The 20764-nt window shown below is 62.8% G+C and carries 20 protein-coding genes; 7 read left to right on the top strand and 13 right to left on the bottom strand.

Features of this window, described 5'->3' with window-relative positions:
* Nucleotide 1: 1 nt before the first annotated feature.
* Genes BMS17_RS00310 through BMS17_RS00250 form a run of 13 tightly spaced genes read right to left on the bottom strand, consistent with a single transcriptional unit; the run spans nt 2 to nt 14248 of the window.
* On the bottom strand, nt 2-325 hold the full coding sequence (locus BMS17_RS00310; protein WP_046027216.1) for a hypothetical protein: 324 nt from the start codon (nt 323-325) through the stop codon (nt 2-4).
* Between the two features lie 57 nt (nt 326-382).
* Entirely contained in the window at nt 383-901 is a 519-nt protein-coding gene (locus tag BMS17_RS00305) for a phage baseplate assembly protein V (protein ID WP_046027215.1), read from the bottom strand.
* Complete coding sequence (locus tag BMS17_RS00300) at nt 898-2022, bottom strand: hypothetical protein (protein ID WP_046027214.1); 1125 nt, start codon at nt 2020-2022, stop codon at nt 898-900. The genes BMS17_RS00305 and BMS17_RS00300 overlap by 4 nt, the downstream gene beginning before the upstream one ends.
* Nucleotides 2015-2332, bottom strand: a complete 318-nt coding sequence (locus tag BMS17_RS00295) for a hypothetical protein (protein WP_046027213.1) — start codon at nt 2330-2332, stop codon at nt 2015-2017. The genes BMS17_RS00300 and BMS17_RS00295 overlap by 8 nt, the downstream gene beginning before the upstream one ends.
* 36 nt (nt 2333-2368) lie before the next feature.
* A complete protein-coding gene (locus BMS17_RS00290; RefSeq protein WP_046027212.1) occupies nt 2369-3025 on the bottom strand; it encodes a hypothetical protein in 657 nt (218 codons plus the stop codon).
* The gene (locus tag BMS17_RS00285) at nt 3022-6339 is read right to left on the bottom strand and encodes a DUF4157 domain-containing protein (protein WP_077430163.1); all 3318 of its coding nucleotides are present in this window, start codon (nt 6337-6339) and stop codon (nt 3022-3024) included. Before BMS17_RS00285 ends, BMS17_RS00290 begins: the two co-directional genes overlap by 4 nt.
* Nucleotides 6336-6614 (bottom strand): hypothetical protein, encoded by a 279-nt coding sequence (locus tag BMS17_RS00280; RefSeq protein ID WP_046027210.1) that lies wholly within the window; start codon nt 6612-6614, stop codon nt 6336-6338. The genes BMS17_RS00285 and BMS17_RS00280 overlap by 4 nt, the downstream gene beginning before the upstream one ends.
* Nucleotides 6611-8524: an ATP-binding protein gene (locus tag BMS17_RS00275; RefSeq protein ID WP_077430162.1), complete on the bottom strand. Its 1914-nt coding sequence runs from the start codon at nt 8522-8524 to the stop codon at nt 6611-6613. The genes BMS17_RS00280 and BMS17_RS00275 overlap by 4 nt, the downstream gene beginning before the upstream one ends.
* Nucleotides 8521-9849: a DUF4255 domain-containing protein gene (locus BMS17_RS00270; protein ID WP_077430161.1), complete on the bottom strand. Its 1329-nt coding sequence runs from the start codon at nt 9847-9849 to the stop codon at nt 8521-8523. Before BMS17_RS00270 ends, BMS17_RS00275 begins: the two co-directional genes overlap by 4 nt.
* Nucleotides 9846-10607, bottom strand: coding sequence for a hypothetical protein (locus tag BMS17_RS00265; protein ID WP_077430160.1), 762 nt, complete (start codon nt 10605-10607; stop codon nt 9846-9848). The genes BMS17_RS00270 and BMS17_RS00265 overlap by 4 nt, the downstream gene beginning before the upstream one ends.
* The gene (locus BMS17_RS00260; RefSeq protein WP_077430159.1) at nt 10604-11335 is read right to left on the bottom strand and encodes a hypothetical protein; all 732 of its coding nucleotides are present in this window, start codon (nt 11333-11335) and stop codon (nt 10604-10606) included. Before BMS17_RS00260 ends, BMS17_RS00265 begins: the two co-directional genes overlap by 4 nt.
* 46 nt (nt 11336-11381) lie before the next feature.
* Nucleotides 11382-11906 (bottom strand): phage tail protein, encoded by a 525-nt coding sequence (locus BMS17_RS00255; protein ID WP_077430158.1) that lies wholly within the window; start codon nt 11904-11906, stop codon nt 11382-11384.
* A gap of 59 nt (nt 11907-11965) precedes the next feature.
* Nucleotides 11966-14248, bottom strand: a complete 2283-nt coding sequence (locus tag BMS17_RS00250) for a phage tail sheath subtilisin-like domain-containing protein (RefSeq protein WP_077430157.1) — start codon at nt 14246-14248, stop codon at nt 11966-11968.
* 522 nt (nt 14249-14770) lie between these two features.
* Between BMS17_RS00250 and BMS17_RS00245 the strand changes: the two genes are divergently transcribed.
* From BMS17_RS00245 to BMS17_RS00215, 7 genes are all read left to right on the top strand, one after another.
* Nucleotides 14771-15430 carry a lysozyme inhibitor LprI family protein gene (locus tag BMS17_RS00245; protein ID WP_046027203.1) on the top strand — a complete coding sequence of 220 codons (660 nt, stop codon included), beginning with the start codon at nt 14771-14773 and terminating at the stop codon, nt 15428-15430.
* A gap of 181 nt (nt 15431-15611) precedes the next feature.
* Nucleotides 15612-16283: a GntR family transcriptional regulator gene (locus BMS17_RS00240; protein WP_046027847.1), complete on the top strand. Its 672-nt coding sequence runs from the start codon at nt 15612-15614 to the stop codon at nt 16281-16283.
* Nucleotides 16284-16397: 114 nt separating this feature from the next.
* Nucleotides 16398-17330 (top strand): 4-hydroxyproline epimerase, encoded by a 933-nt coding sequence (locus tag BMS17_RS00235; protein WP_046027202.1) that lies wholly within the window; start codon nt 16398-16400, stop codon nt 17328-17330.
* Entirely contained in the window at nt 17327-18442 is a 1116-nt protein-coding gene (locus BMS17_RS00230; protein WP_077430156.1) for an FAD-binding oxidoreductase, read from the top strand. The genes BMS17_RS00235 and BMS17_RS00230 overlap by 4 nt, the downstream gene beginning before the upstream one ends.
* Complete coding sequence (locus tag BMS17_RS00225) at nt 18435-18671, top strand: (2Fe-2S)-binding protein (RefSeq protein WP_046027200.1); 237 nt, start codon at nt 18435-18437, stop codon at nt 18669-18671. Before BMS17_RS00230 ends, BMS17_RS00225 begins: the two co-directional genes overlap by 8 nt.
* The gene (locus BMS17_RS00220) at nt 18668-19924 is read left to right on the top strand and encodes an FAD/NAD(P)-binding oxidoreductase (protein ID WP_077430155.1); all 1257 of its coding nucleotides are present in this window, start codon (nt 18668-18670) and stop codon (nt 19922-19924) included. Before BMS17_RS00225 ends, BMS17_RS00220 begins: the two co-directional genes overlap by 4 nt.
* Nucleotides 19925-19998: 74 nt before the next feature.
* Entirely contained in the window at nt 19999-20748 is a 750-nt protein-coding gene (locus BMS17_RS00215) for an AraC family transcriptional regulator (protein WP_046027198.1), read from the top strand.
* The last annotated feature ends 16 nt before the right edge of the window (nt 20749-20764 follow it).

Here is a 20764-nt window from a genome sequence, read left to right as displayed (position 1 = left end):
ATCAGACTCCTGAGACCCGTAGCTGAGTGACTGTGACCATCATCGGCGTGCCGGTGGGGACGCAGATCGAGGTGCTCGATTGCAGTAGCACCGGCAGCCCGCCGGCGAACACCCGGGTCGCGCCGACCAGCCATTGGCCGGTCACGCAGGGGCCATTGCCGGAGGGCGGTGGCGGCATGGCGCAGCCGGCAATCACATAGGGCGCGGCCAGGGTCGTCACGGGCTGGCCCGAGAGTGTCACCCGGGGAAACGGCGCGGTCGGTGTCGCCTGGCCGCCGTGGCTGCACATCACAGTGGCGCCCAGATGCAGGAGAAATCCGGGCATCAGCGGTCCTCCCCTGTCATGGCCGATTTCAGCTGCCGATTGCGTGAAATGTTCATTTCAAATCACCGTCAATGCGCCTTGATTGATATTCACCGCCGGCCCGTTGAGCATGATCGTCGCGCCTTGGCCGTTGCTGATGGTGATGCCGATTTCGTTGATCGAAATCATCGCCCCCGTCAGGGTCTTGAGCAGAATGCCGCCCGTGGGCCCCGGCAGGTCAGAGATCGTCAGGCCGTTCTGGTTGCCGGTTTGCAGCACAATGCTTGGCGATACCGGCAACCCCGCCAACGCCAAGGCGGGCACCTCTGCCGCACTGCCCCAGAAACCGCCGACCCAGATGGGGTAATCCTGGTTGCCCTGCTCGAATTCGACCCAGACCCCGGCGCCGATCTGCGGCACCACAAACATCCCGCTCTGCTTCCCGGCGAACGGCACGCAGGGCATGGCCCAGCTGGAGATGCCGAGCCCCAGCACATCAGGCACCTGGACCTGGATGCGGGCCATCTGCATCGGGTCGATATTGTTCAACACCACACCGCGGAACTTGCCGTAGAACTTGCCTTGCTCAGCGCTCATACCGGTACCCTCGGCAGCGTCGAGATCAAACCGTTGCGGGTCAGCGTGAAGCTCTGCTTGAACTCGCCGGGCTTGAAGTTGCTGGTCACGGTTTTCACGTAATACAAACCGTCGAAAGCGCTGCCCGCACCGCGCACGCCGACCAGTTGGCGCGCCTTCAACACGGAGCCGTAACGCAGTACATCGACCGAGCCGGTGGCGGTCACCACATCCGCCGAGCCCGCCGCCTCCGCCAAGCCCTTGGACAAGGCCGCCATTGGCGAGAGCTTGGCGGTGTCCTTCAGCAGGTGGATCGACTTGGGAATGGGCGGCAACGCACCGAGCGGCGGGTTGAGCAGACTGATGTCGGGGATCGGCAACGGAATCGGGAACTTGGTCAGCGGGTTCTGGATAAACACGATCGGCAGGCTGGCCTTGGTGTTGTCCACGCTGAACGACAGCGCCTCGACGTTGCTGTGGGCATCCATCCCCAGGTTCAGCGCCGGTTGCGGTATCCCGAGCTTGATCTCCGGGCCCCAGTAGGCGGTATTCATCCCCGGCAACGGGCCGGGTTCGACGTAGAACACATAGCCGGCGTCCTTGGCCAACTTCTGCACGTAGGCCAGGTCGGTGCCGTCATGGGTGGGGATTTTTTCCACCGGGATCGGCACATCGCTGAAGATTTGCGGGATCACCAGCGGCACCATGCCAAAGATCGCGTACTTGGCGACAATCAGCGCCACCCGCGCCTCGGCCGGCATGGCCGGATAGGGAATGCCGTTGAATTCCTGCTGATCCATGGCCACCGACAGGTCCTCACCGGTGATGGTCAGGGTGCTCTGCCCCGGCTCGTTGGAGCCACTGACCTCCTGGCGGGTAATCAGGCCGTCCATCAACACCATCGGCAGGCTGTTGAGGGTGATCACGATCAGCACCCGCAGCCAGGGCACCCGCCCGCCGGTGAGCAACAACAGGGTGTGCAGCGGTGAATTGTTGTGCAGTGCGAAGCTGATCTGGAAGCCACTGCGGGCGCCCGCCGCCGACGTCACCTGGATGCTCTGCAAGGCATCGATCAGCGGCTTGGGCACCGGTAACGGTATCGCCGGGCCGACCAGCAGCGAGACATGCATGCCTTTAAGCATCGCTCGGCCCCTGCATGCCTTCGGGCAAGGTCAGGCGGATTTGCCGGCCCAGCTCTTCCAGCTCCAGTGGGTGGAGGCAACCATTGGCATCCGGCAGGCGCCAGAACTGTTCCGGGTCACCGAGCACCGCAGCGGCCATGCGATCGATCCGGTCGCCCTCGATCACGGTGTAGATCTGCAAGGTGACAAAGTTAGCCGGGTCCGGTACGAAGCGCCGCCGCAGGTAAACCACGCGTCGACCGTCGACCTGGACCAACTCGGCGGTGTCGGTCGGGTAGTAACGGCTGTTAGGTGGGAAGCGGTCGCTCATCGTGGCTGTCCTTTCGTTCATCAGCGTTCCGTTGTTTTAAAAAAGCGCGCTCAAACCCAGGCTGGCCAGGGTCGCGCTGCTGGCCTTGCGCGCCAGGCGTTCGCGGCTCTGGTGGTAAACCATGTAGAGGTGCCCGCCCTTGTCGCCGAAGCCCAAATCATTGATGTTGAGCACGCGCATGCCGAGGGTGATGCGTGCGCGGATCGGGTTGAGGTTGACGTCGAACGCCTCCTCGACGATCGAAAAATCGGTGATGCGCACGGGCACCACGCGCTCCTTGCTCCACACAAACAAGGGCAGTGGCGCCTGTACCGGAACGATTTCAAGGGTGCCGGCACTCGCCATCTGGTTGTTGCGGATCAAGGCGTTGCTGTCCGGGTAGACGATGGTTTCCAGTGCGGCGAGTTGCGGGTGGATGCCGACCTCGATCGCGCCAGGGTGCTGATCGGAAAACTCCAATTGGTCGGTGGCGTCGATCTCGGCGTCGAGCTTGATCGTTTCCACCGGCGGTCCTTTGAGGCGCAGTGGCTCGCTGATCGCTGCACTGCCGCCGGTGCTCTGCGGTTGCAGGCTGCGGGTCAGCAGATCGGGGTTGTACTGCAGCGCAATGACTCGCAGCACGGCACCGCTGGCCGGGTCGATCAGGATCAGGCCGCCCTTGAGTACTTTCGGCGAATTGGAAAAGCCGGTCATACCTCGTGCTCCTCTTTCGTGGCATTGCCGAACAGGTTGGACAGCATCTTCGAGGGGTCGAGATTGAGCTGCGCAGGTTCCGGTTTGATATCGGAGAGCTTGGGCATGCGAAAGCCATCAATGCTGTCGTAGTGCAGCGGCAGGCGTACGCCGAGGCTCAGGCCGGTGTCGAAGGTGCCACCGAGCAGTTTCCAGGTTTTTTCGGTCCGTACCTTGAACCGCCAGACCCCGGCTTCGGCGTAGACCCGGGCATTCAACGCGGCGGCCAGCACTACGCTGCCGCCGATATAGGCGCTGGCATCGACGCTGAATTTGTCCTTGCTGTAAGCGATCTCGCCGGCCAGTTCGGCCTTGCCTTCAAGCCCTGCCCTGGCCTCGACATTGAGGCCGCCACCGACCTCGGCGATGTACAGATCGATCACCACATCGGCGCCGACTTTGCCGCTGATCCCCCCGCCTGCCGGGATGCTGGCCTTGGCCTTGAGGTTGAAACTGAAGTCCGGGTCGGCTTCGAACGGGCTGAACTTGACCGTGGCCTTGATCCCGGTGAGTACCCCGGGGCCGACATAGTAGTAATACCCCAGGCTGCCCCAGAGTTTGACCTTGAGCCCGATCGGGCCGATGGAGGCGCCAGGAATCGGGATGCTTCCCGAGGCCGAGAAAATCGGCTGGTCTTCCTGTTTCTCCGGGAAGCGCTTGAACAGGGTGATGTCGGGAAAACTCAGCTCGCCGTCAAAGGTGATCTTTTGCTGCTCGTCCACGGTGATCCCGGCGGTGGCCACCATGTCCTTCTTGATTTCGTAGGAGAGCTTGCCCTTGCCGATGATCTTTTCATTGGGCAGCAACTCGACAACGATATTGCCTTTGGCGCGCCCCTTGTCGATCTTGATATCGCCCTTGCCGTAGACCTTCTCCTTGCCGCCCTTGTTCTCGTAGGTGGCATCGATGATGCCGTCGAGCCCCGAGAAGGCGAATCCGGCCTGGCCCTTGGCGATAAACAGTTCGCCGTCGTACCAGAGGCTGGCCTGGATCGGTTTGAGGTAGGGGCTCTTGACCTTGATCTTTCCGCGTCCCTGGAACACCCACTTGTTGGCGGCGTAACTGATCTCCAGCGCAGCCTCGTTGCCGCCTGGCAGTTCCAGATTGACCTTGCCGCTGGCGTCGATCTTGCCGGCCTTGAGAAACACATCGACAGCGCCGCTTTTTACATAGGGAATCTTGCCGGCCATCTGCCCCGACTCGATGTGCGCCCCGCCACTCCACTCGCCGGCCTGATACTTGATCTCGCCCTTGGCTTCATCGACGCCGGGCAAATACACAAAGAGCACCCCGGTCAACACCAGGCCATTCTCGTCGGCACTGACCTCGACTTTGCTCGCGGCGATTTTCTTCGCGGTGCCGAACTCGAACGCGACAGTCCCGACCGGTTTCAGTTTCGGCGCCAGATCGATGGCCAGCGTTGCCTCGGTGATTTTCACCCCGGCGAACGGTGGCTTCAGTTTGTCCTTGTCCAGCGGCGCCTTGAGCCGGAAATACTCCGGCGAGAAGGCCACTTCGATTTTTTGCAACAAAGGCACTTTGGTGGGGGTGATGTAGCCCTCGCCCGCGACCCCGCCGGGCACCAGGTCCAGTTTGGTGAAGACGCCGGGGCTCAGGTAGTCATAAGTAAACGCGATACCGGCGTTCTTCTTCGCCGCCGCCGAGAGGGTCAGGCCACCGTCCTCGGCGACATCCAGCACCACCCCGGTGCCCTTGGCCGGCAAGGTGATCGGCAGGCGGGTCCGGTCGCGGTTGTCGATCATCGCGTTGATGGTGTCCTTGCCCTTGCCGACCCGGCGCAAGGTCATCAACAACAACCCGGGAAGGATTTCGGCCCCTGCGACGTTTTCCGGGATACCGGACTCAAAGATCGGCGGCGTCTTGCTCTTTTCACTGACCCGCAGCACCCGCGTGCTACCGCCGGCCACCACCGGGTAGTCGATCAGGGTTTCAGTGGACTTGTCGGCGCGCCCGTCCTTGCCGGGCTTGCCGAGTTTCTTGCCGGTTTCGCAACAGGGTCCGCACTTGCCGGTGCCCTTCATTTTGGAATCGGCGAACACCATGCGGATCTGCGCCGGCGGCTCCTCGCCGCCCTCCTCGATCTTTTGCGCGATGGCTTGTGCCAGGCCAAAGACCTGTTGCTTGATCAGGCTGCCGCTCATGCCGTTATCAAGGCGATCGAGCACCTGGATATTTTCCTGAGTGTTATCGCCACCCACCTGCAATTCGATGATGTGATCCATCTCGCACGTGGCACCGCCGACCTTGGGAAATTCGGCATCGCCACCGGCCTTTTGCCACGCGGCGTTCAACGCATCGCCCATCTTCCAGCCGCGCAGATTGACCCAGCGCGAACGCAACTCGTCGGAGCTGACACGCATTTGCCACAGGCCCGCTTCCTGGGCCTTGGCCCCCTGCAAGGTGATGATTGCACGCAGGGCCTTGGCCTTGGCCTTGCTTTGCCATTCCTTGAGCACCGGGCCCTTGACCTCATGCAACTCAAGGAAATCGACGTCGTACGAAGCCAGCTCCTTGTCCTTGCCCTTCACTTTGGCAGTGGTTTTTTTCTCCGGCGTGACCTTGTGCCCGGTGGACATTTCCAGGTCTTTGTAACGGCTCTCCACCTCATAGTCTTGCGACTTGCCCTTGCCATCCTTGCGCGACAGTCGCGGCCCGCCCTGACTGAGCACGCCGCTGGCCAGAGGCTGGCCGCGCATCACGCTGTCGGCGGCGAAGTCGGCCTCGCGTTCCAGTCGCTGGTAGTGCGGCCCCTGATCGGCGAGGTTGCTGATGCCGGAGCGTTGCAGGCTTTGTTGTTGCACGGTGTGGGCCAGTTCGTGGGCCAACAGGTGTCGACCGCTGTCGCTGTGAGGCTGGTATTGACCGTCACCGAACACGATGTCCTGACCGACCGTGAAGGCATGCGCATCCACATCCCGGGCGCTGGCCCCGGCGGCGCTGTCGTCGTGTACGCGTACGGCAGCGAAGTCGCTGCCGAAGCGGCTTTCCATGAAATCGCGGGTGTCCGCATCCAGCGGTCTGCCGGGACGTGCCAGGGTCTCATTGACCGAGTCCGGTACACCCTGCCCGCCCGAGGCACCGTTGCTCTTGCGTTGCAGGTTCTGCTGGCGGCCGGCGGCGCAGCTTTCGCATTCGCCGCTGCTGCCGGCACCCGCGCCACAGGCGCACTTGCGCTGCAATAGTAGACCGCGCACGGCGGTTTTCGGCGGCGAGGCGTCGCGTTCGGCACTGGGGGCAAGGGCGTGTTCGGTCATTGTCCCGGCCCCTGCAGTTGTTCGGCAATCAACCGTGCCAAGCGCCGCCCGGTGCGCTCCGGGCGTTCTCCGGCGGGCGTGGCGAACCGGGGGATTTGCACCTGCTCAAGCGCAAAGCCCTGCCCTGGCAGCGGTCCCTGGATCAGCAAACGTCCCAACTCGCGTTCCAGGGCGCCGGCCAGTCGCTGGCCATTGCGCAACGAATAACCGGGCAACGCCAGGGTCCCTATCGTAAGGTTGATGGTCGGGGCGGCGGGTGCCAGGGTACGGGTCATTCCCAGTCCCCCACTTCCGCCGCCGGCAGCGGTTTTTCCAGTTTGGCGAATTCCGCTTCGGCCGCCGCGCGCAGATGCTGCATGCCGATGGCCATGTCCTTGTCCGCCGCGAGGAAGGCCGCGTTCAAGGCCAGGTTGCGGATATGCCCGCCTGACAGCGATAGCCGCGCCAACTTGCCAATATCCAATGCGCTGCACGGTGCATCGGACGGAAATGCCCGCTGCCAGATAGCGCTGCGGGCGTCCACATCGGGGAAAGGAAATTGCACGATGAAACGGATGCGGCGCTGGAACGCCGGGTCGATGGCCTGCTTCAAGTTGGTGGTGAGAATCGCCAGGCCACGGTAAGTCTCGATCCGTTGCAGCAGGTAGCTGACCTCCAGGTTCGCGTAGCGGTCATGGCTGTCGCGCACTTCACTGCGTTTACCGAACAAGGCGTCGGCCTCGTCGAACAGCAGGATCGCGCCACTGCTTTCAGCCGCGGCGAATACCCGTGACAGGTTCTTCTCGGTCTCGCCGATGTACTTGCTGACCAGCGCCGCCAGATCGATGCGGTACAGGTCCAGCTGCAGTTCGTTGGCCAGCACTTCGGCGGCCAGGGTCTTGCCGGTGCCGCTGCCGCCGGCGAACAAGGCGCTGATGCCCAGGCCTCGGTCGCTGCGTTCGGCAAAACCCCAGTCGCGGTAGACCCGCGTGCGCTGGCGGACTTGCGCCGCCAACGTATGCAGACTGGTCAGGGCCGCGTCCGGCAGCACCAGGTCGTCCCAGCCGGCGCGAGCGTCCACCCGTTCGGCCAAGTGTTCCAGGCCGCGTCGAGCTTCTTCGCGACACACCTGCCAGAGGTGTTCGGCACCACCTTGGGGGCTGGCTTTGAAACCCTCGGCCAGACGCAGAATGGTGCTGCTGCTGAGCTGGAACTGTTCCGCCAGCAGGCCGAGACGGCCGTTGAGGCCTGCGACTGACTCACCCAATTGTTGCTGCCAGACCTTGAGCCGTGCCGATGCATCGCTGCCCTGAACGCTGACCCGACATTGACGGCGACGCAAGGCTGGCGCGCTGTCACCACTGAGCAGCAGCAAGCTCTGCAGGTGATCGAGGAAGTCGCCCAGGCGTTGTGCCTGCTCCGGGTTCAGACTTTGCGGTTGCAACCAGAGCAGCACGCCGTGCAACAGCGCTTCACGTTCCCATAAGTGCGCCAATTGCCCGCGCTCGGCTTGCCCTGCAGGCAGGTCGAACTCGGTCATCCGGTAGAGCTTGAGCCCCAGCTCTGTCGCCAAGGCGTGGGCGTAGCCATCGCCGTCACCGTCCACCAGTCGCGCAATGGGCGCCAGGGCCAGGTTGGGCGCCGCCTGCCACTGCGCGGCGATCTCGAGGATGCTGGCCCTGGCCTGATGCCCATCGACAGCGACCGACGCGGCGTCTGGCAGGTTTTCGCGGCGAAACCAGGGCTCCAGGCGCGGGTCTGGGAAGCTCAGGCCGGCGATCCGGTGCAGGATGATTTCATCCACCACCAGCCGCGCTTGCAGCACCCCGCCGCTGCCGCTCGGTTCGAGCAATTGCCAGCGCCGCAGAGGGCCGATAGGGGTGATCGAACTCCACTCAGGGTCCGTGAGCAGATTCAGGGCCAGCTCGAAACTCAACCAGGGTTGGTTCGCGTCGCCTTGGGCTTGTGCCAGCAGGTCACGAAAGCGTGGGTCGAGGTCAGCGGCGGCGGCCAGCAGCAACAGATCCTGCTCGAAACGGCTCAGCCCCAACCGCTCGCTCAGCCGCGCCAGGGCTGGCGGGGTTCGCAGATAACCGCCCAAGGGCGCAGGCTCGCCAGCCAGTCGCGCCGTCAGGTAAGCGGCAAAGGCATTCAACGCCTGGGTCAGCACGCGGCGGTTTTCGGCAAAATCATGGCGCTGGCTCATGGCAGCACCTGCGGCGTGCTGAATTGCCCGTCAGCGCCCATGACCAGCGCGCTGGTTCCGGCATCCACCTGCACCCTTGCCAGGTAGGCGCCTTGGGCGACGCCCTGGTATTCGACGGTGACTGTCGAGCTCTGCTCGGCCGGCGGGAGAATGCCATTGCCGTCAGTCGCGCTGAAACTATAGGCCCGTGCCGGCCGATCGCTCGGCGGGTTCTTTTCGTTGAGTAGCACGCGCACCCGCTGCCCGGGGCCCACTGGCGGAGCGCATGTCACCTCGATGCTGCCGAAGCGGTAGGTGACGCCGTCGACCACCGTGCTGGTGGCACCGGGTAGCACGACAAAACCCGCCTGCGGGTTGAGGATGAACACGCCAAGGTTCGACTGCACCGCCCCATGGGCTGCCGGCGGCGTACCCAACCATTGCCCATGGGCCACCTGCAACGTGCAGACCCCCGCCCGCAAGGATGAAGGCAGCGCCGGCGGATGAGGCAGATCCGGCAACAGGAAACCGAACTCCAGGGTCTCGTTATCGACGGTGCTCAGACCAGCGCTCAGGTCCAGTCCGTTGACCCACAGTTGTACGGTCTGGGCCTTGAAGTTGGCGCCGCTGACCCGCACGCTGCCATCCGGCAGAATCGGCATTGACGCGCCGGCCACCGACTCGACCCGGTCCACCCGTGGCATCCGCAACGGCACCACATAGAGGTTGCGTGCCAATACCGGCAGCGGCGTGCGTTGGCTCCTGGCCGTCGATTGCAGCAGTACGCTGATCAGGTACGCCGCGCTGGGCCGCGCCGGCACCTGGATCGCCGACCAGATGCGCGAGAGTTCGTCGGTGCTGAGATTGAGAGGCGTGATCCGCAGTTGCTCCAGCTGATCGGCCAGCCCGGCGCGTTCCAGCGCTTTGGGCACATTGGGTTTGTTCGGCGCCGGCTTGAGCGCCGCGCGGATGGCATCGCGGCCCATTCCCGGGGTGTCATGAAGGATCTGCATGGCAGCGCCGAGGAGGATTTCGGCGTGGAAGTCGGCAGCGCCATAGGCTGTGATGAGTATGTGCAAGTCCAGCGCCAGAGGCGGATTGCCAATGCGCTCACCCACACTGTCGCGGCTCGGCAGGCCAAGGTTGGCCCAGCCGGGGTTGCGCGTCTGGTTGTAGAGATAGAGGTTCAATTGGTCGCCACCGGCGGGATCTATGCGGTCCGGGCCGATACAGGTGACGCTCGGCGCACCGCCCAGCACATCGCTGACTTTCAATTCCGCCAGGCCGCTTTCCAGCAACTGTTGGAGCGTCGCGAGCGCGGCGGCCAGCCCAAGTGGCGAACTCATGACCGCGGTCCTGCACCCGAGTTACGCTCGCTCAGGTAGTCATCCAGGGACTTGGCCGGCAAGCGCCGGGGTGGCTCTTCGCGACGCGACGCAGGCGCTGCCTCGGACGGGAGAATTTCGATGCGACCGATATTGATCTCGACCCGCGGTGCGGCAGCGGGCCCATCGGGCTGCGTCGGGTGCGGTTCCTGCCGGACATGCAGAGGCTGCGAAGCCGAGGTGGCGTTGGGCGCTTGCTCGTGCAAGCGTTCGACACGGCGTTCGATCAGCTCCCGAGTCAGCTCGTGGCGCTCGATACGCTGTTCACTGTGGGAGCGTTCGATCAGCCGGGACTCCAGGCGCAGGGGTGGCTGTCCTTGCGCAGTCTCGACAACCGGCGGTAACGGTAGCGGAATTCGGGGTAGCCCGGCCTCCTTCGGTGATTCAAGCATTGACGAAACCAACGTCTGCGCAGGGCCTGGCATGGGTGGCGGAATGGTCGCTACCGGCGGTGTTGGTTGCAGCAGCGAGGTCACCTGACGCAACACCTGCGTAACAGGCCGCGCCATCGGCGATGACGGCTCGGCCCTCGGCTGCACCGTTACCGGGATCGCGGCAGTCGCGGTGGACGGTTCTTGGGTGGGTGTCAGTTGCGACTGCGGTGCCGGCTCAAAATCGCGCGGCGCGATAGCGTCGTTTTCAAAGCGCGAGCCGATTCGCGGGCGAATTGTTGGCGGCTGTAAGGCGCGCCGGGCCAAGGCCAGCAGCCAGTCGCTCATGACTGCACGCGATGCAGATAGCGGGCGCGACGCTGCGGGCTCAAGGCGAGAATCTGCGTCTCGCTCCAGCCGTAGGCCGCGGCCAGCAAATGGACCTGATCGAGCGTCCGTTGCGCCCAATGGTCGAGGCTTTCCAGCAGGTAGCTGCCGATATCGAAGACCTCGCTCCAACGTTCCTTGCACGCCGGACAGCACATGTCTAACTCAATCAGCGCTTGTGGATCGGCCTGGCTCATGGCCTCGCTCAAGGCTTGCATCGCCCCCTGCGGCAAGTTCTCGAGCGATATTGGCTGCGCGCCCTGCGCAGCCTCCAGCACGCAGCGCCGGACCAATAGCTGCCGCGCCTGCTCGATGTCCGACAATTGGGCCACGGCCGCCAGATCGAGGCTGTCCGGCAAGCGAAAACACAGGCGGTAATCTTGCCACTGCAATTGCAACTCCGGCGTGTCGGCGGGCGGATCATCCAGACGCAGGTCGGCCGTACTCAGGTTCAGCTCCAGGCGTTCGGCGCAATGTTCGCAACAGGCCATGGCGGTCAATTGCGGCCCGAGCAGCGCGCCATACAGGTCCAGCAGATGGGCATCGCGGCGCCCCACTGGCAACCGCTCGGCACCCGTCAGGCCGTCGGCCAGCAAGGGCGCCAACAGCGCGCAGGATTGCAGTGCGGGGGGCAGCGTCTGGCTGTGGTCCCAGATCGCCAGCCAGTCAGCGGAATCAAGCTTGGACACGGTCAGGGATCTCCATCATGGAAATGCCAACAGGCACGATGCCTCGTCAGTTCGGCTCGTTGAAGCTTGGTTCGCTCGGTTCGACCACCTCGTAATCGCGCTCCCAGCCTTCGTTTTCCAACTTCAGACGGGCGATGGCGACGGCGTTGGCATTGGCGTCCAGGTCCGGCAGCGACTGAAACTCGCTGACCCAGCAGCGGAACACCTTGTACGCCAGGGCTAATTGGCCGGCCTCGTTGTATAGCTCGATGATGATGTCCTTGCGAAAATCCTTGAGCGACACCTCCGCGCCCAAGCCGGAAGCGAAGTTCCAGACCTTGTTCGCCCAACGCTCGAAATCGGCATCGTGGGTCACCCCACGTTCCAGGGTGATCGCCTCGAACTCGGTGCGCCCCGGCGATTTGCGGCTGCTGCTGGGGTCACCGCCCTCGCGGTGTTTGACCACTTCAGTGGTGCGCTTGAGTGCCGATACCTTGCTGATGCCGGCGACATAGCGACCGTCCCACTTGACGCGGAATTTGAAGTTTTTGTAAGGATCGAAACGCTGGGCGTTGACCGTGAACTGAGCCATGGCATATCTCCCTGATGCAGCGATTCAGCGGCCACCCACCCGGGTGGCCGCTGCCTGGATCACACCTGAATTTGCCCAGCCAGCTGCTGGATCCTGATCACCACGAACTCCGCCGGTTTCAGCGGAGCGAAAGCCACCAGGATATTCACCACGCCGCGATTGATGTCGTCCTGGGTGGTGGTTTCACGATCGCACTTGACCAGATAGGCCTCGCGCGGCGTTTTGCCCTGGAAGGCGCCCTGGCGGAACAGGCTGTTCATGAAGGCGCCGAGGTTGAGCCGGATCTGCGCCCAGAGCGGCTCATCATTGGGCTCGAACACCACCCATTGAGTGCCGCGATACAGGCTTTCTTCCAGGAACAGGGCCAGTCGGCGCACCGGCACGTATTTGTATTCGGAGGTCATCTGGTCAGCCCCGCGCAGGGTCCGGGCACCCCAGGACACCGCGCCGTAAACCGGAAAACTGCGCAGGCAGTTGACCCCCAGCGGGTTGAGACTGCCATTCTCGCGGTCGTTCAATTGATAGTTCAGCGCCTGTACCCCGATCAGGCTGGCTTCAGTGCCGGCCGGCGCCTTCCATACACCACGGTCACCATCGGTGCGGGCGTAAAGCCCGGCCACGGTTCCGCAGGGTGCGCTCAGGCGCAACTTGCCGTTTTTCAGGGGGTCGGCGATGTAGACCCAGGGGTAGTAGACGGCGGCGTGATCGGATTTTGGCAACGCGGTGCCGGAAACCGTCGCCACCATCTGCTGCGGATCGACAGCGGTTGGTGGCGAGTCGATCACGAAGAATGCCCGGCGTTCCTCACAGTAAGCCGCTGCATCCATCAGCACGCCGGTGTCGGTGATACCCGGCAGACAGAGGATGTTGAACAGGTCCACTTCTTCCAGGGCATACAACCCTTTGCGTGTGTCACGGTCCGCAATGAAGGCGGAATAGATATCCGCGGCGGCATAGGCTGTTTCACTGCCGCCTTGCAGGGTGACGTTCACCGGCTGGGTGGTCAGCGAGCCCGCCAGCAAATGCAGTTGGCTGGCGATGCTGTTCAGCGGCGAATCCGAGACCGCGATACTTGAGGCCGCGCCTTGGGTGCCGGTGGCCAGGACCAGGGTGCTGCCGGCCACTGCACAGGTAAAGTTGCGGTAGGCGGGATCTCCTGGTTTACGCGCACGCACCGCGGCCTGAATCCGCGCGGCGACGTCCGTCAGTTTGGCGGCCAGATTGGCGCCAACCGCCCCCGCGTCACCGATATCGATCACATCGGAATTGCCATTGAGGCTGATGCGAAGGCCCGTGTGGGTCGCATCTGGCAGAGCATCCAGGTCGTTGGCAGCGAAGGTATCGCTGGTCAGGGTCGCAGGATCAGGCACCGGCACCGGACGGATTGCCCCGACCGCATCGACCTCCACTCCACCTGCTTCACTGCCAAGTTTGAGCGCAGCACTGGCATTGCTTTTCTGCCCGGGCAGCACCCGCACACTGGAGAACTCACCGCCGACACCGGACGTCATCAGGATCGTTTGCGTAGCGGCCGGCCGCCCACAGGTGAAGTTCTGGTAGGCCAGTTGGCTGTTCGCTTGGGCCCGGACTTTGGCCTGGATTGCGCCACACAGTGAATCCAGACGCTGGGTCGGCGTACCACCGGCGATATCCGCCGGCAGCGCGATCAGCACCTTGACCGGCGGTAGATTGTTCACGCTGACCCGAAACTCGTTGTGATTAGCGTCCAGCAGGGTCGTCACATCGGCCAGACTGGCACCGCGCGAAGTGCCGGCTGCCAACCCGTCCAGTGCTGCCTGACCGACCACCCGACTCACGCTGACCAACTGAGAAACCGCATTGACCTGATCCAGCACGTAGCGGGCGTCCATCGAGTTCATCGACAGATTTTCAAAGCGTTCGGCGCGTCCATCCGAGGCGCGGATGAACGTGATGTTGAATGAGCTACCAGGGTTGATGGTGAGGTGATCCACCCGTACTTCGATACCGTTACCCGCAGCGCCTTCGTCCAGCGCTTCGACCTTCAGTACATCGATCGGGTTTGTGTTCTGCAAGGTTTTGCTGGCTGTACTGGCGTCCTTGACGATACGCACCACGTAGGCCTCGGTACCGCCGTTCTGGAAGAACTGCCGGACCGCATAACCCATCTCGGAATCCACTGCCAAGCCGCCGAAGCGCCGCTCGTAATCGGCGAAACTGAACAGGTGCTGGGCTTTGTTGATCGGCCCGCGTGGCGCCGAACCGGCAAAGGCAGCCACCGAGGTCGCGACGCCGGTAATGGTCCGCACGCCGCTGGGAAGTTCTTCGATATAGACGCCTGGATAGCTGAGTTGGGCAGGCATGACGGATCCTTTCCGGGCTGGATGCAGGAGGTTGATGGCCAAATCCCTTCAGAGGCAGATACAACGTCGCCTCACAACCAACACAACTACATCCGAACCCATCCACTGCCCGGAAACCGTTGATGACCTGGACGCAGTTCATAATTCTTATGGGAACTGACAGCCCACGATCCGAAAGGTATGGATAGCTATAGATCTTTTTTTTTATTACGCAAATTCAAGCATTTCCATCTTTAGCTAATGGCTTATTGATATTTTTAGTTCTATAAGCACCTGAACTTAAAGGGCTGCCGCCAAAAGCCAATACCCAATAGTTATAAAGCGTCGAAGTAAAACAATAATTAACTGTAAAAGCCCAATGACTGTTTTGTTGTAACGCTAATAGCCATACATCATTAAAATCAGCGAAGCCCCCCACTTTCATCGCTCAGTTAAGATGTAGCTGGATGGAACTTCTCTCGCTTGAGGTTATAGTCCCGTACAGAAAAGCCCCGTACAGAAAATGATCCGGGTGACGTCAACATGAAAACGCTCACGGCCCTTTTCACCTGCTTGCATGTTGCCGGCGTATGCGCGGTCACGATCTCCTGCGCGAATGCTGCGTCACCTGCGCGCACCTTCAAGACCAGCTTCGACTGCGCCGACACAAAAGCATCCGTCGAGAAACTCATCTGCCGCGATCCGCAACTGGCGCAAATGGATATTGAACTGATGCGTCTCTATCGCCTGGCGCTCACAGATGAACATTCGGTGCCACCCGCAAACAAAGTCATGATCGACCAGCAATTCTGGATCGAGGCCCGCAACCAGTGTGGTTCCGGGCCGGAGTCCAAGGCATGCGCGATCCGCAGTTATGCCGAACGTGCGTATCAGCTACGCCAAGGCTCGGCCATTGTGAGAACCAAGGATCCAGACAGACTGACCGAAGGCCCCCAGGCGTTCCGTTGTACCGGGCTTAGCGACTTGATGACTGCGACATTTTTTAATACGCAGCCAGGCGTGGTTTACCTGAAATGGGCGAACTCCTCGATCACCCTGAGCCAGGTGCAAAGTGATTTTGAAACCCGATACACCGGCAAGAACTACCAAGGGAACTACAGCTTTCGGCAAAACGAAAACGGGGTCTATTTCCAGAAGCCTGGTGCCGGGGAAGTAAGCTGTACGGCCGAGCCGGTTGGCTGAGGGCTCTGCCTGTCCAGGGATTGTAGTTATCCCTCCTCCCCCCTTGTTGCCGGTCGTCCACCTGCTCGATTTCCATGACCAGGCCCCATTGCGTAAGCCATTTGCCATCGACAGTGCGGTTGAGCAACACCCTGCAAAATTCGTATACCATATCTACAACTCATTCCGAACGACCGCCGCCGTGACCCAAACCAAATTCAATGCTCCAGACCTTGGCAATGCGCCCTCGACGTCGGAAATCATCACTCGCCATCTGCGGGACGCTATCGTTGCCGGGCATTTTGACGAGGACGAGCCGATTCGCCAGGACGACATCGCGCGGCAGTTCAACGTCAGCAAGATCCCGGTGCGCGAAGCGCTCAAACGCCTGGAGGCTGAAGGCCTGGTGATGTTCCAGCGTAATCGCGGGGCGATGGTGACGCGGGTGTCCGACGCAGAACTGGCGCAGATGTTCGAAGTGCGCATGCTGCTCGAAGACAAAGTGCTGCGCCTGGCCATCCCTAACATGACCGAAGAAACCTTCGCCCGTGCCGAACGTATCTGCCAGGAATTCATCGGCGAAGATGACGTGGGACGCTGGGCCGAGCTCAATTGGGAGCTGCACTCTTGCCTTTACGAACCGGCGCAACGCCCGTTTCTGGTCGGCCTGATTCGTTCGGTCAACGACAAACTGGAGCGTTACCTGCGCATGCAGATGAGCCTCTCGGCCGGCAAGGATCGCGCCGATCATGAACACCGGGAGATTTTGGCGGCCTGTCGCGCCGGCGACGTGGACCTGGCGGTGAAGCTGCTCGACGAGCACATTGCCGGGGTCTGCAAGACGCTGTTCGAGCACCTGCCGCACCATCACTAACCGCTCGCCGCACTGTGCCGATATCGTCATCGGCGCTGGATAAAACCATCAAGCCGGCGCCCCCCCGCACGGGCCACTCTTTCGTTCACTCATCTGAACGGACGTGGCCCTGTTATGAAACGAATCAGCGTGATCGACTCCCACACCGGCGGCGAACCTACCCGCCTGGTGACGGCAGGTTTTCCCGACCTGGGTTCCGGCAGCATGGCCGAACGTCGGCAGCGGCTGGCTGAGCAGCATGATCGGTGGCGCGCCGCGTGTGTGCTCGAACCACGGGGCAGCGACGTACTCGTCGGCGCCCTGCTCTGCCAGCCCGTCGATCCGACCGCGTGTGCCGGCGTGATCTTCTTCAACAACAGCGGTTATCTGGGTATGTGCGGCCACGGCACCATTGGCCTGGTGGCTTCGTTGGCCCATATGGGCAAGATCGGCCCGGGCGTGCACAGCATCGAAACGCCAGTGGGCACAGTGCAGGCAACGCTGCACGAAGACCATTCAGTGAGCGTACGCAACGTGCCCGCTTACCGTTACCGCAAGGCGCTGGCGCTCGAAGTGCCAGGCATCGGAACGGTGGTCGGCGATGTGGCTTGGGGTGGCAACTGGTTTTTCCTGATCGCCGAGCATGGCCTGCGTGTGGCCGGTGACAACCTCGATGCATTGACCGCGTATACCTTTGCCGTGCAGCAAGCGTTGGAAGCCCAGGGCATTCGCGGTGAAGACGGCGGGCTGATCGATCACGTCGAGCTGTTCGCCGATGACGAACACGCCGACAGTCGCAACTTCGTCCTCTGCCCCGGCAAAGCCTACGACCGCTCACCCTGCGGCACCGGCACCAGTGCCAAACTGGCGTGCCTGGCGGCTGACGACAAATTGCAGCCGGGACAGATCTGGCGCCAGGCCAGCGTCATCGGCAGCGAGTTCGAGGGTTCCTACGAACTTCAGGGCGAGCGCATCGTGCCGACGATTCGCGGTCGTGCCTACATCAGCGCCGAAGCCAGCCTGATCATCGAACAGGACGATCCATTCGCTTGGGGCATTCGCCCGTGAGTGAAGGCCTGATCGCCGATGTGATCGTGATTGGCGCCGGCATCATCGGCGCCGCCTGCGCCCAGGCGCTGGCCCGCCGTGGCTTGCGCGTGCTGGTGGTGGACGCCGGCGTCCCCGGTGCGACGGCGGCGGGCATGGGCCACCTGCTGGTCCTGGACGACAACCCGGCTGAACTGGCCCTCAGTCAATATTCGCTGCAACGCTGGCGCGAACACGGGCCGGATCTGCCCGACGGCTGCGCCTACCGCAGCAACGGCACCCTCTGGCTGGCGGCCAACGCCGAAGAAATGACGGTCGCCCACAGCAAATACCTGAACCTTCAAGCTCAAGGCGTTGCCTGTGAACTGATTAGCCGCCGTGCGTTGCGCGAGCGCGAACCCGAGTTGCGCGAGGGCCTGGAAGGCGGTTTGTTAATCAATGGCGACGGGATTCTCTATGCCCCGGCGACGGCCTACTGGATGCTCGACACGACGAACATCCAGCAGCTGCGGGCGCGAGTCAGTGAAGTCGATGGCAACCGTGTACGCCTGGATGACGGTCGCTGGCTGAGTGCCGAAGCCGTGATTCTGGCCAACGGCGTTCAGGCCAACGAGTTATGCCCGGAATTGCCAATCGAACCGAAGAAAGGCCACTTGCTGATCACCGACCGCTACCCCGCCAAGGTCACGCACACCTTGGTGGAGCTCGGCTATGTCACCAGTGCCCATAACGCCTCGGGCCCCTCGACGGCGTGCAACATTCAACCGCGTCCGACCGGGCAATTGTTCATCGGTGCCTCGCGGCAATTCGGCACCACTGACCCGCAGGTCGAAGGCTGGATGCTCGCCAAAATGCTCAAGCGTGCGATCGAATACATGCCGGGGTTGGCGCAGCTCAATGGCATCCGCGCCTGGACCGGCTTTCGCGCCGCCAGCCCCGACGGCTTACCGCTGGTGGGTCAGCACCCAAAGCGCAAGGGCTTGTGGCTGGCCGTCGGCCACGAAGGACTGGGCGTCACCACGGCCCCCGGCACGGCCGATTTGCTGGTCGCGCAACTGTTCAACGAAACACCGCCGCTCGCTGCGCATCCGTATCTGCCGCAGCGTTTTCTGGGAGAGCCCGTTTATGCCTGAATTGATGCTCGATGGCCGTTCCCTGCGCGTTGCCGAGGGCACCAGTGTCGCGGCCGCGCTGGCATTGGGAAGCGACGGTTGCAGTCGGACTTCGGTCAGTGGTCAACGCCGCGCGCCCTTGTGCGGCATGGGTATTTGCCAGGAATGCCGGGTGACCATCGACGGTCGACGCCGTCTGGCCTGCCAGACACTGTGCCTTGACGGCATGCAAGTGGAGACGCGCACATGAGCGAATACGCCGACGTGCTGATTATCGGTGCCGGCCCTGCCGGTATGGCCGCCGCCCTCGCCGCCGCGCCTGGCGGTGCACGTATCGTCATGCTCGACGACAACCCCGCGCCGGGCGGACAAATCTGGCGCGACGGGCCTCAGGCCAATTTGCCGACGCTGGCCCGTGATCTGCGTGATCAACTGCAGCGCTACGACAACATCCGCGTCCATTCCGGGGCCCGGGTGATCGCCTGCGCCGGGCCGAAGCAATTATTGGTCGAAGATGCTGATCGTGGCTGGCTGATTGCCTACGACAAACTGATTTTGTGCACCGGCGCCCGTGAGTTGCTGCTGCCCTTCCCCGGCTGGACACTGCCCGGCGTAACCGGTGCGGGCGGCCTTCAGGCATTGATCAAGGGCGGCCTGCCGGTACAGGGTGAACGCGTGGTGATCGCCGGTAGCGGGCCGTTGTTGTTGGCCAGCGCCGCGACCGCAAAACACAAGGGTGCCCGGGTGCTGCGCATCGCCGAGCAGGCTTCAACGGCGGCAGTCGCCGGGTTCGCCGCACAACTGCCGCGCTGGCCCAACAAACTGCTGCAGTCGTTCACGTTGTTCGATCGCCATTACCGCACCGGCACCCACGTTTTGGCGGCGTTGGGTACCGAGCGGCTGGAAGGCGTGCGCCTGCAACAGCAAGGGAAAATCGTCGAACTGGAATGTGATCGCCTGGCCTGTGGCTTCGGCCTGATCCCCAACACTCAAATTGGCCAGGCCCTGGGCTGTGATCTCGATGGCCACGCCCTCGCGGTCGATACCTGGCAAGCCACCCGCCGCGTTGACCACTATGCGGCGGGAGAATGCACGGGGTTCGGTGGCAGTGAACTGGCGTTGGTCGAAGGTGCGATTGCGGGATACGCAGCGGTCGACGACCGTCAGGCGGCTCAAGCATTGTTCTCTCGGCGCGCGCGGTGGCAGGGATTCGCCAATGCGCTGAACCAGGCATTCGCGCTCGGCCCGCAACTCAAGTCGCTGGCACAACCCGACACCCTGCTATGCCGCTGCGAAGACGTACCCTACGCGGCGCTCGCCGGGCACGCGGCCTGGCGCGAAGCCAAACTGGCCAGCCGCTGCGGCATGGGCGCTTGTCAGGGTCGAGTGTGTGGCGGCGCCTTGCAGCACTTGTTCGGCTGGCAACCCTCGGTGCCACGCCCGCCGTTCAGCCCGGCACGGATCGAGACCTTGTTGTGCCTGGACGACAACCCGCCCGTTTGAATACCGGGCCAGGGCTTTCGATAGCCGGCCCGAGTCTTTATGATCCTCGGCATTGCCACCAGACGCCCAGCGCCATGTATGCCTCGCTCACGACGTTCAAACCCTGTGACCTGCCAACCCTGTTGAGCAGCTTGCAGCCGATTGCGCCGCTGCTCGACACCCTGTCCGACGTGGTGTTTTTCATCAAGGACAGCGAGGCCCGCTACGCGTTCGTCAACCAGACCCTGGCCCGACGTTGCGGCTTCAAACACCCTGACGAGTTGCTTGGGCTCACCGCCGACAGGGTCTTTCCCGAGCGTTACGGCCCGCTGTACACCGAACAGGATCGGCGCGTGCTGTCCACCGGCCGCGAACTGGCCGATCAACTCGAACTGCATCTGTATTTCGGCAATCAGCCAATGTGGTGCCTGACCCACAAACTGGCCCTGCACGACGAACAGGGCCGCATCGTTGGCCTGGCGGGCATCTCCCGCGACCTGCAACTTCCCCAGTCCAGCCATCCGGCGTTCCCGAAACTCGCTGCGGTGGACGCGCATATCCGCAAGCATTTCGCCCGCCCTATCAGCCTCGCCGAATTGACCGCGATTGCCGGGTATTCCGTGGCGCAACTGGAGCGCCACTGCAAACGCGTGTTCCAGCTCACGCCACGGCAGATGATTCACAAGGCCCGGCTGGAAGAAGGTTCGCGGCTGTTGTTGCACACCGACCTGCCCATCACCGAGATCGCCCTGCGCTGCGGTTACACCGACCACAGTGCCTTCAGCCGACAGTTCCGCGCCTTGACCAGCCTGGCGCCGAGCCAATACCGCGACAGCCGCCGTTAAGGTGTTCCTTTAAGGC

This window comes from Pseudomonas sp. C9 (assembly GCF_002000165.1).
In the GTDB taxonomy this organism is placed as follows: Bacteria; Pseudomonadota; Gammaproteobacteria; order Pseudomonadales; family Pseudomonadaceae; genus Aquipseudomonas.
This window is presented reverse-complemented; position numbering and strand designations above follow the sequence as displayed.

Bases quoted from the DNA above. Each gene is read 5' to 3' on its own strand.
- BMS17_RS00245 (WP_046027203.1), top strand. From the start codon at position 14,771: ATGAAAACGCTCACGGCCCTTTTCACCTGCTTGCATGTTGCCGGCGTA.
- BMS17_RS00265 (WP_077430160.1), bottom strand. From the start codon at position 10,607: ATGAGCGACTGGCTGCTGGCCTTGGCCCGGCGCGCCTTACAGCCGCCA.
- BMS17_RS00295 (WP_046027213.1), bottom strand. From the start codon at position 2,332: ATGAGCGACCGCTTCCCACCTAACAGCCGTTACTACCCGACCGACACC.
- BMS17_RS00225 (WP_046027200.1), top strand. From the start codon at position 18,435: ATGCCTGAATTGATGCTCGATGGCCGTTCCCTGCGCGTTGCCGAGGGC.
- BMS17_RS00305 (WP_046027215.1), bottom strand. From the start codon at position 901: ATGAGCGCTGAGCAAGGCAAGTTCTACGGCAAGTTCCGCGGTGTGGTG.
- BMS17_RS00310 (WP_046027216.1), bottom strand. From the start codon at position 325: ATGCCCGGATTTCTCCTGCATCTGGGCGCCACTGTGATGTGCAGCCAC.
- BMS17_RS00275 (WP_077430162.1), bottom strand. From the start codon at position 8,524: ATGAGCCAGCGCCATGATTTTGCCGAAAACCGCCGCGTGCTGACCCAG.
- BMS17_RS00270 (WP_077430161.1), bottom strand. From the start codon at position 9,849: ATGAGTTCGCCACTTGGGCTGGCCGCCGCGCTCGCGACGCTCCAACAG.
- BMS17_RS00215 (WP_046027198.1), top strand. From the start codon at position 19,999: ATGTATGCCTCGCTCACGACGTTCAAACCCTGTGACCTGCCAACCCTG.
- BMS17_RS00280 (WP_046027210.1), bottom strand. From the start codon at position 6,614: ATGACCCGTACCCTGGCACCCGCCGCCCCGACCATCAACCTTACGATA.
- BMS17_RS00255 (WP_077430158.1), bottom strand. From the start codon at position 11,906: ATGGCTCAGTTCACGGTCAACGCCCAGCGTTTCGATCCTTACAAAAAC.
- BMS17_RS00290 (WP_046027212.1), bottom strand. From the start codon at position 3,025: ATGACCGGCTTTTCCAATTCGCCGAAAGTACTCAAGGGCGGCCTGATC.
- BMS17_RS00285 (WP_077430163.1), bottom strand. From the start codon at position 6,339: ATGACCGAACACGCCCTTGCCCCCAGTGCCGAACGCGACGCCTCGCCG.
- BMS17_RS00250 (WP_077430157.1), bottom strand. From the start codon at position 14,248: ATGCCTGCCCAACTCAGCTATCCAGGCGTCTATATCGAAGAACTTCCC.
- BMS17_RS00220 (WP_077430155.1), top strand. From the start codon at position 18,668: ATGAGCGAATACGCCGACGTGCTGATTATCGGTGCCGGCCCTGCCGGT.
- BMS17_RS00235 (WP_046027202.1), top strand. From the start codon at position 16,398: ATGAAACGAATCAGCGTGATCGACTCCCACACCGGCGGCGAACCTACC.
- BMS17_RS00300 (WP_046027214.1), bottom strand. From the start codon at position 2,022: ATGCTTAAAGGCATGCATGTCTCGCTGCTGGTCGGCCCGGCGATACCG.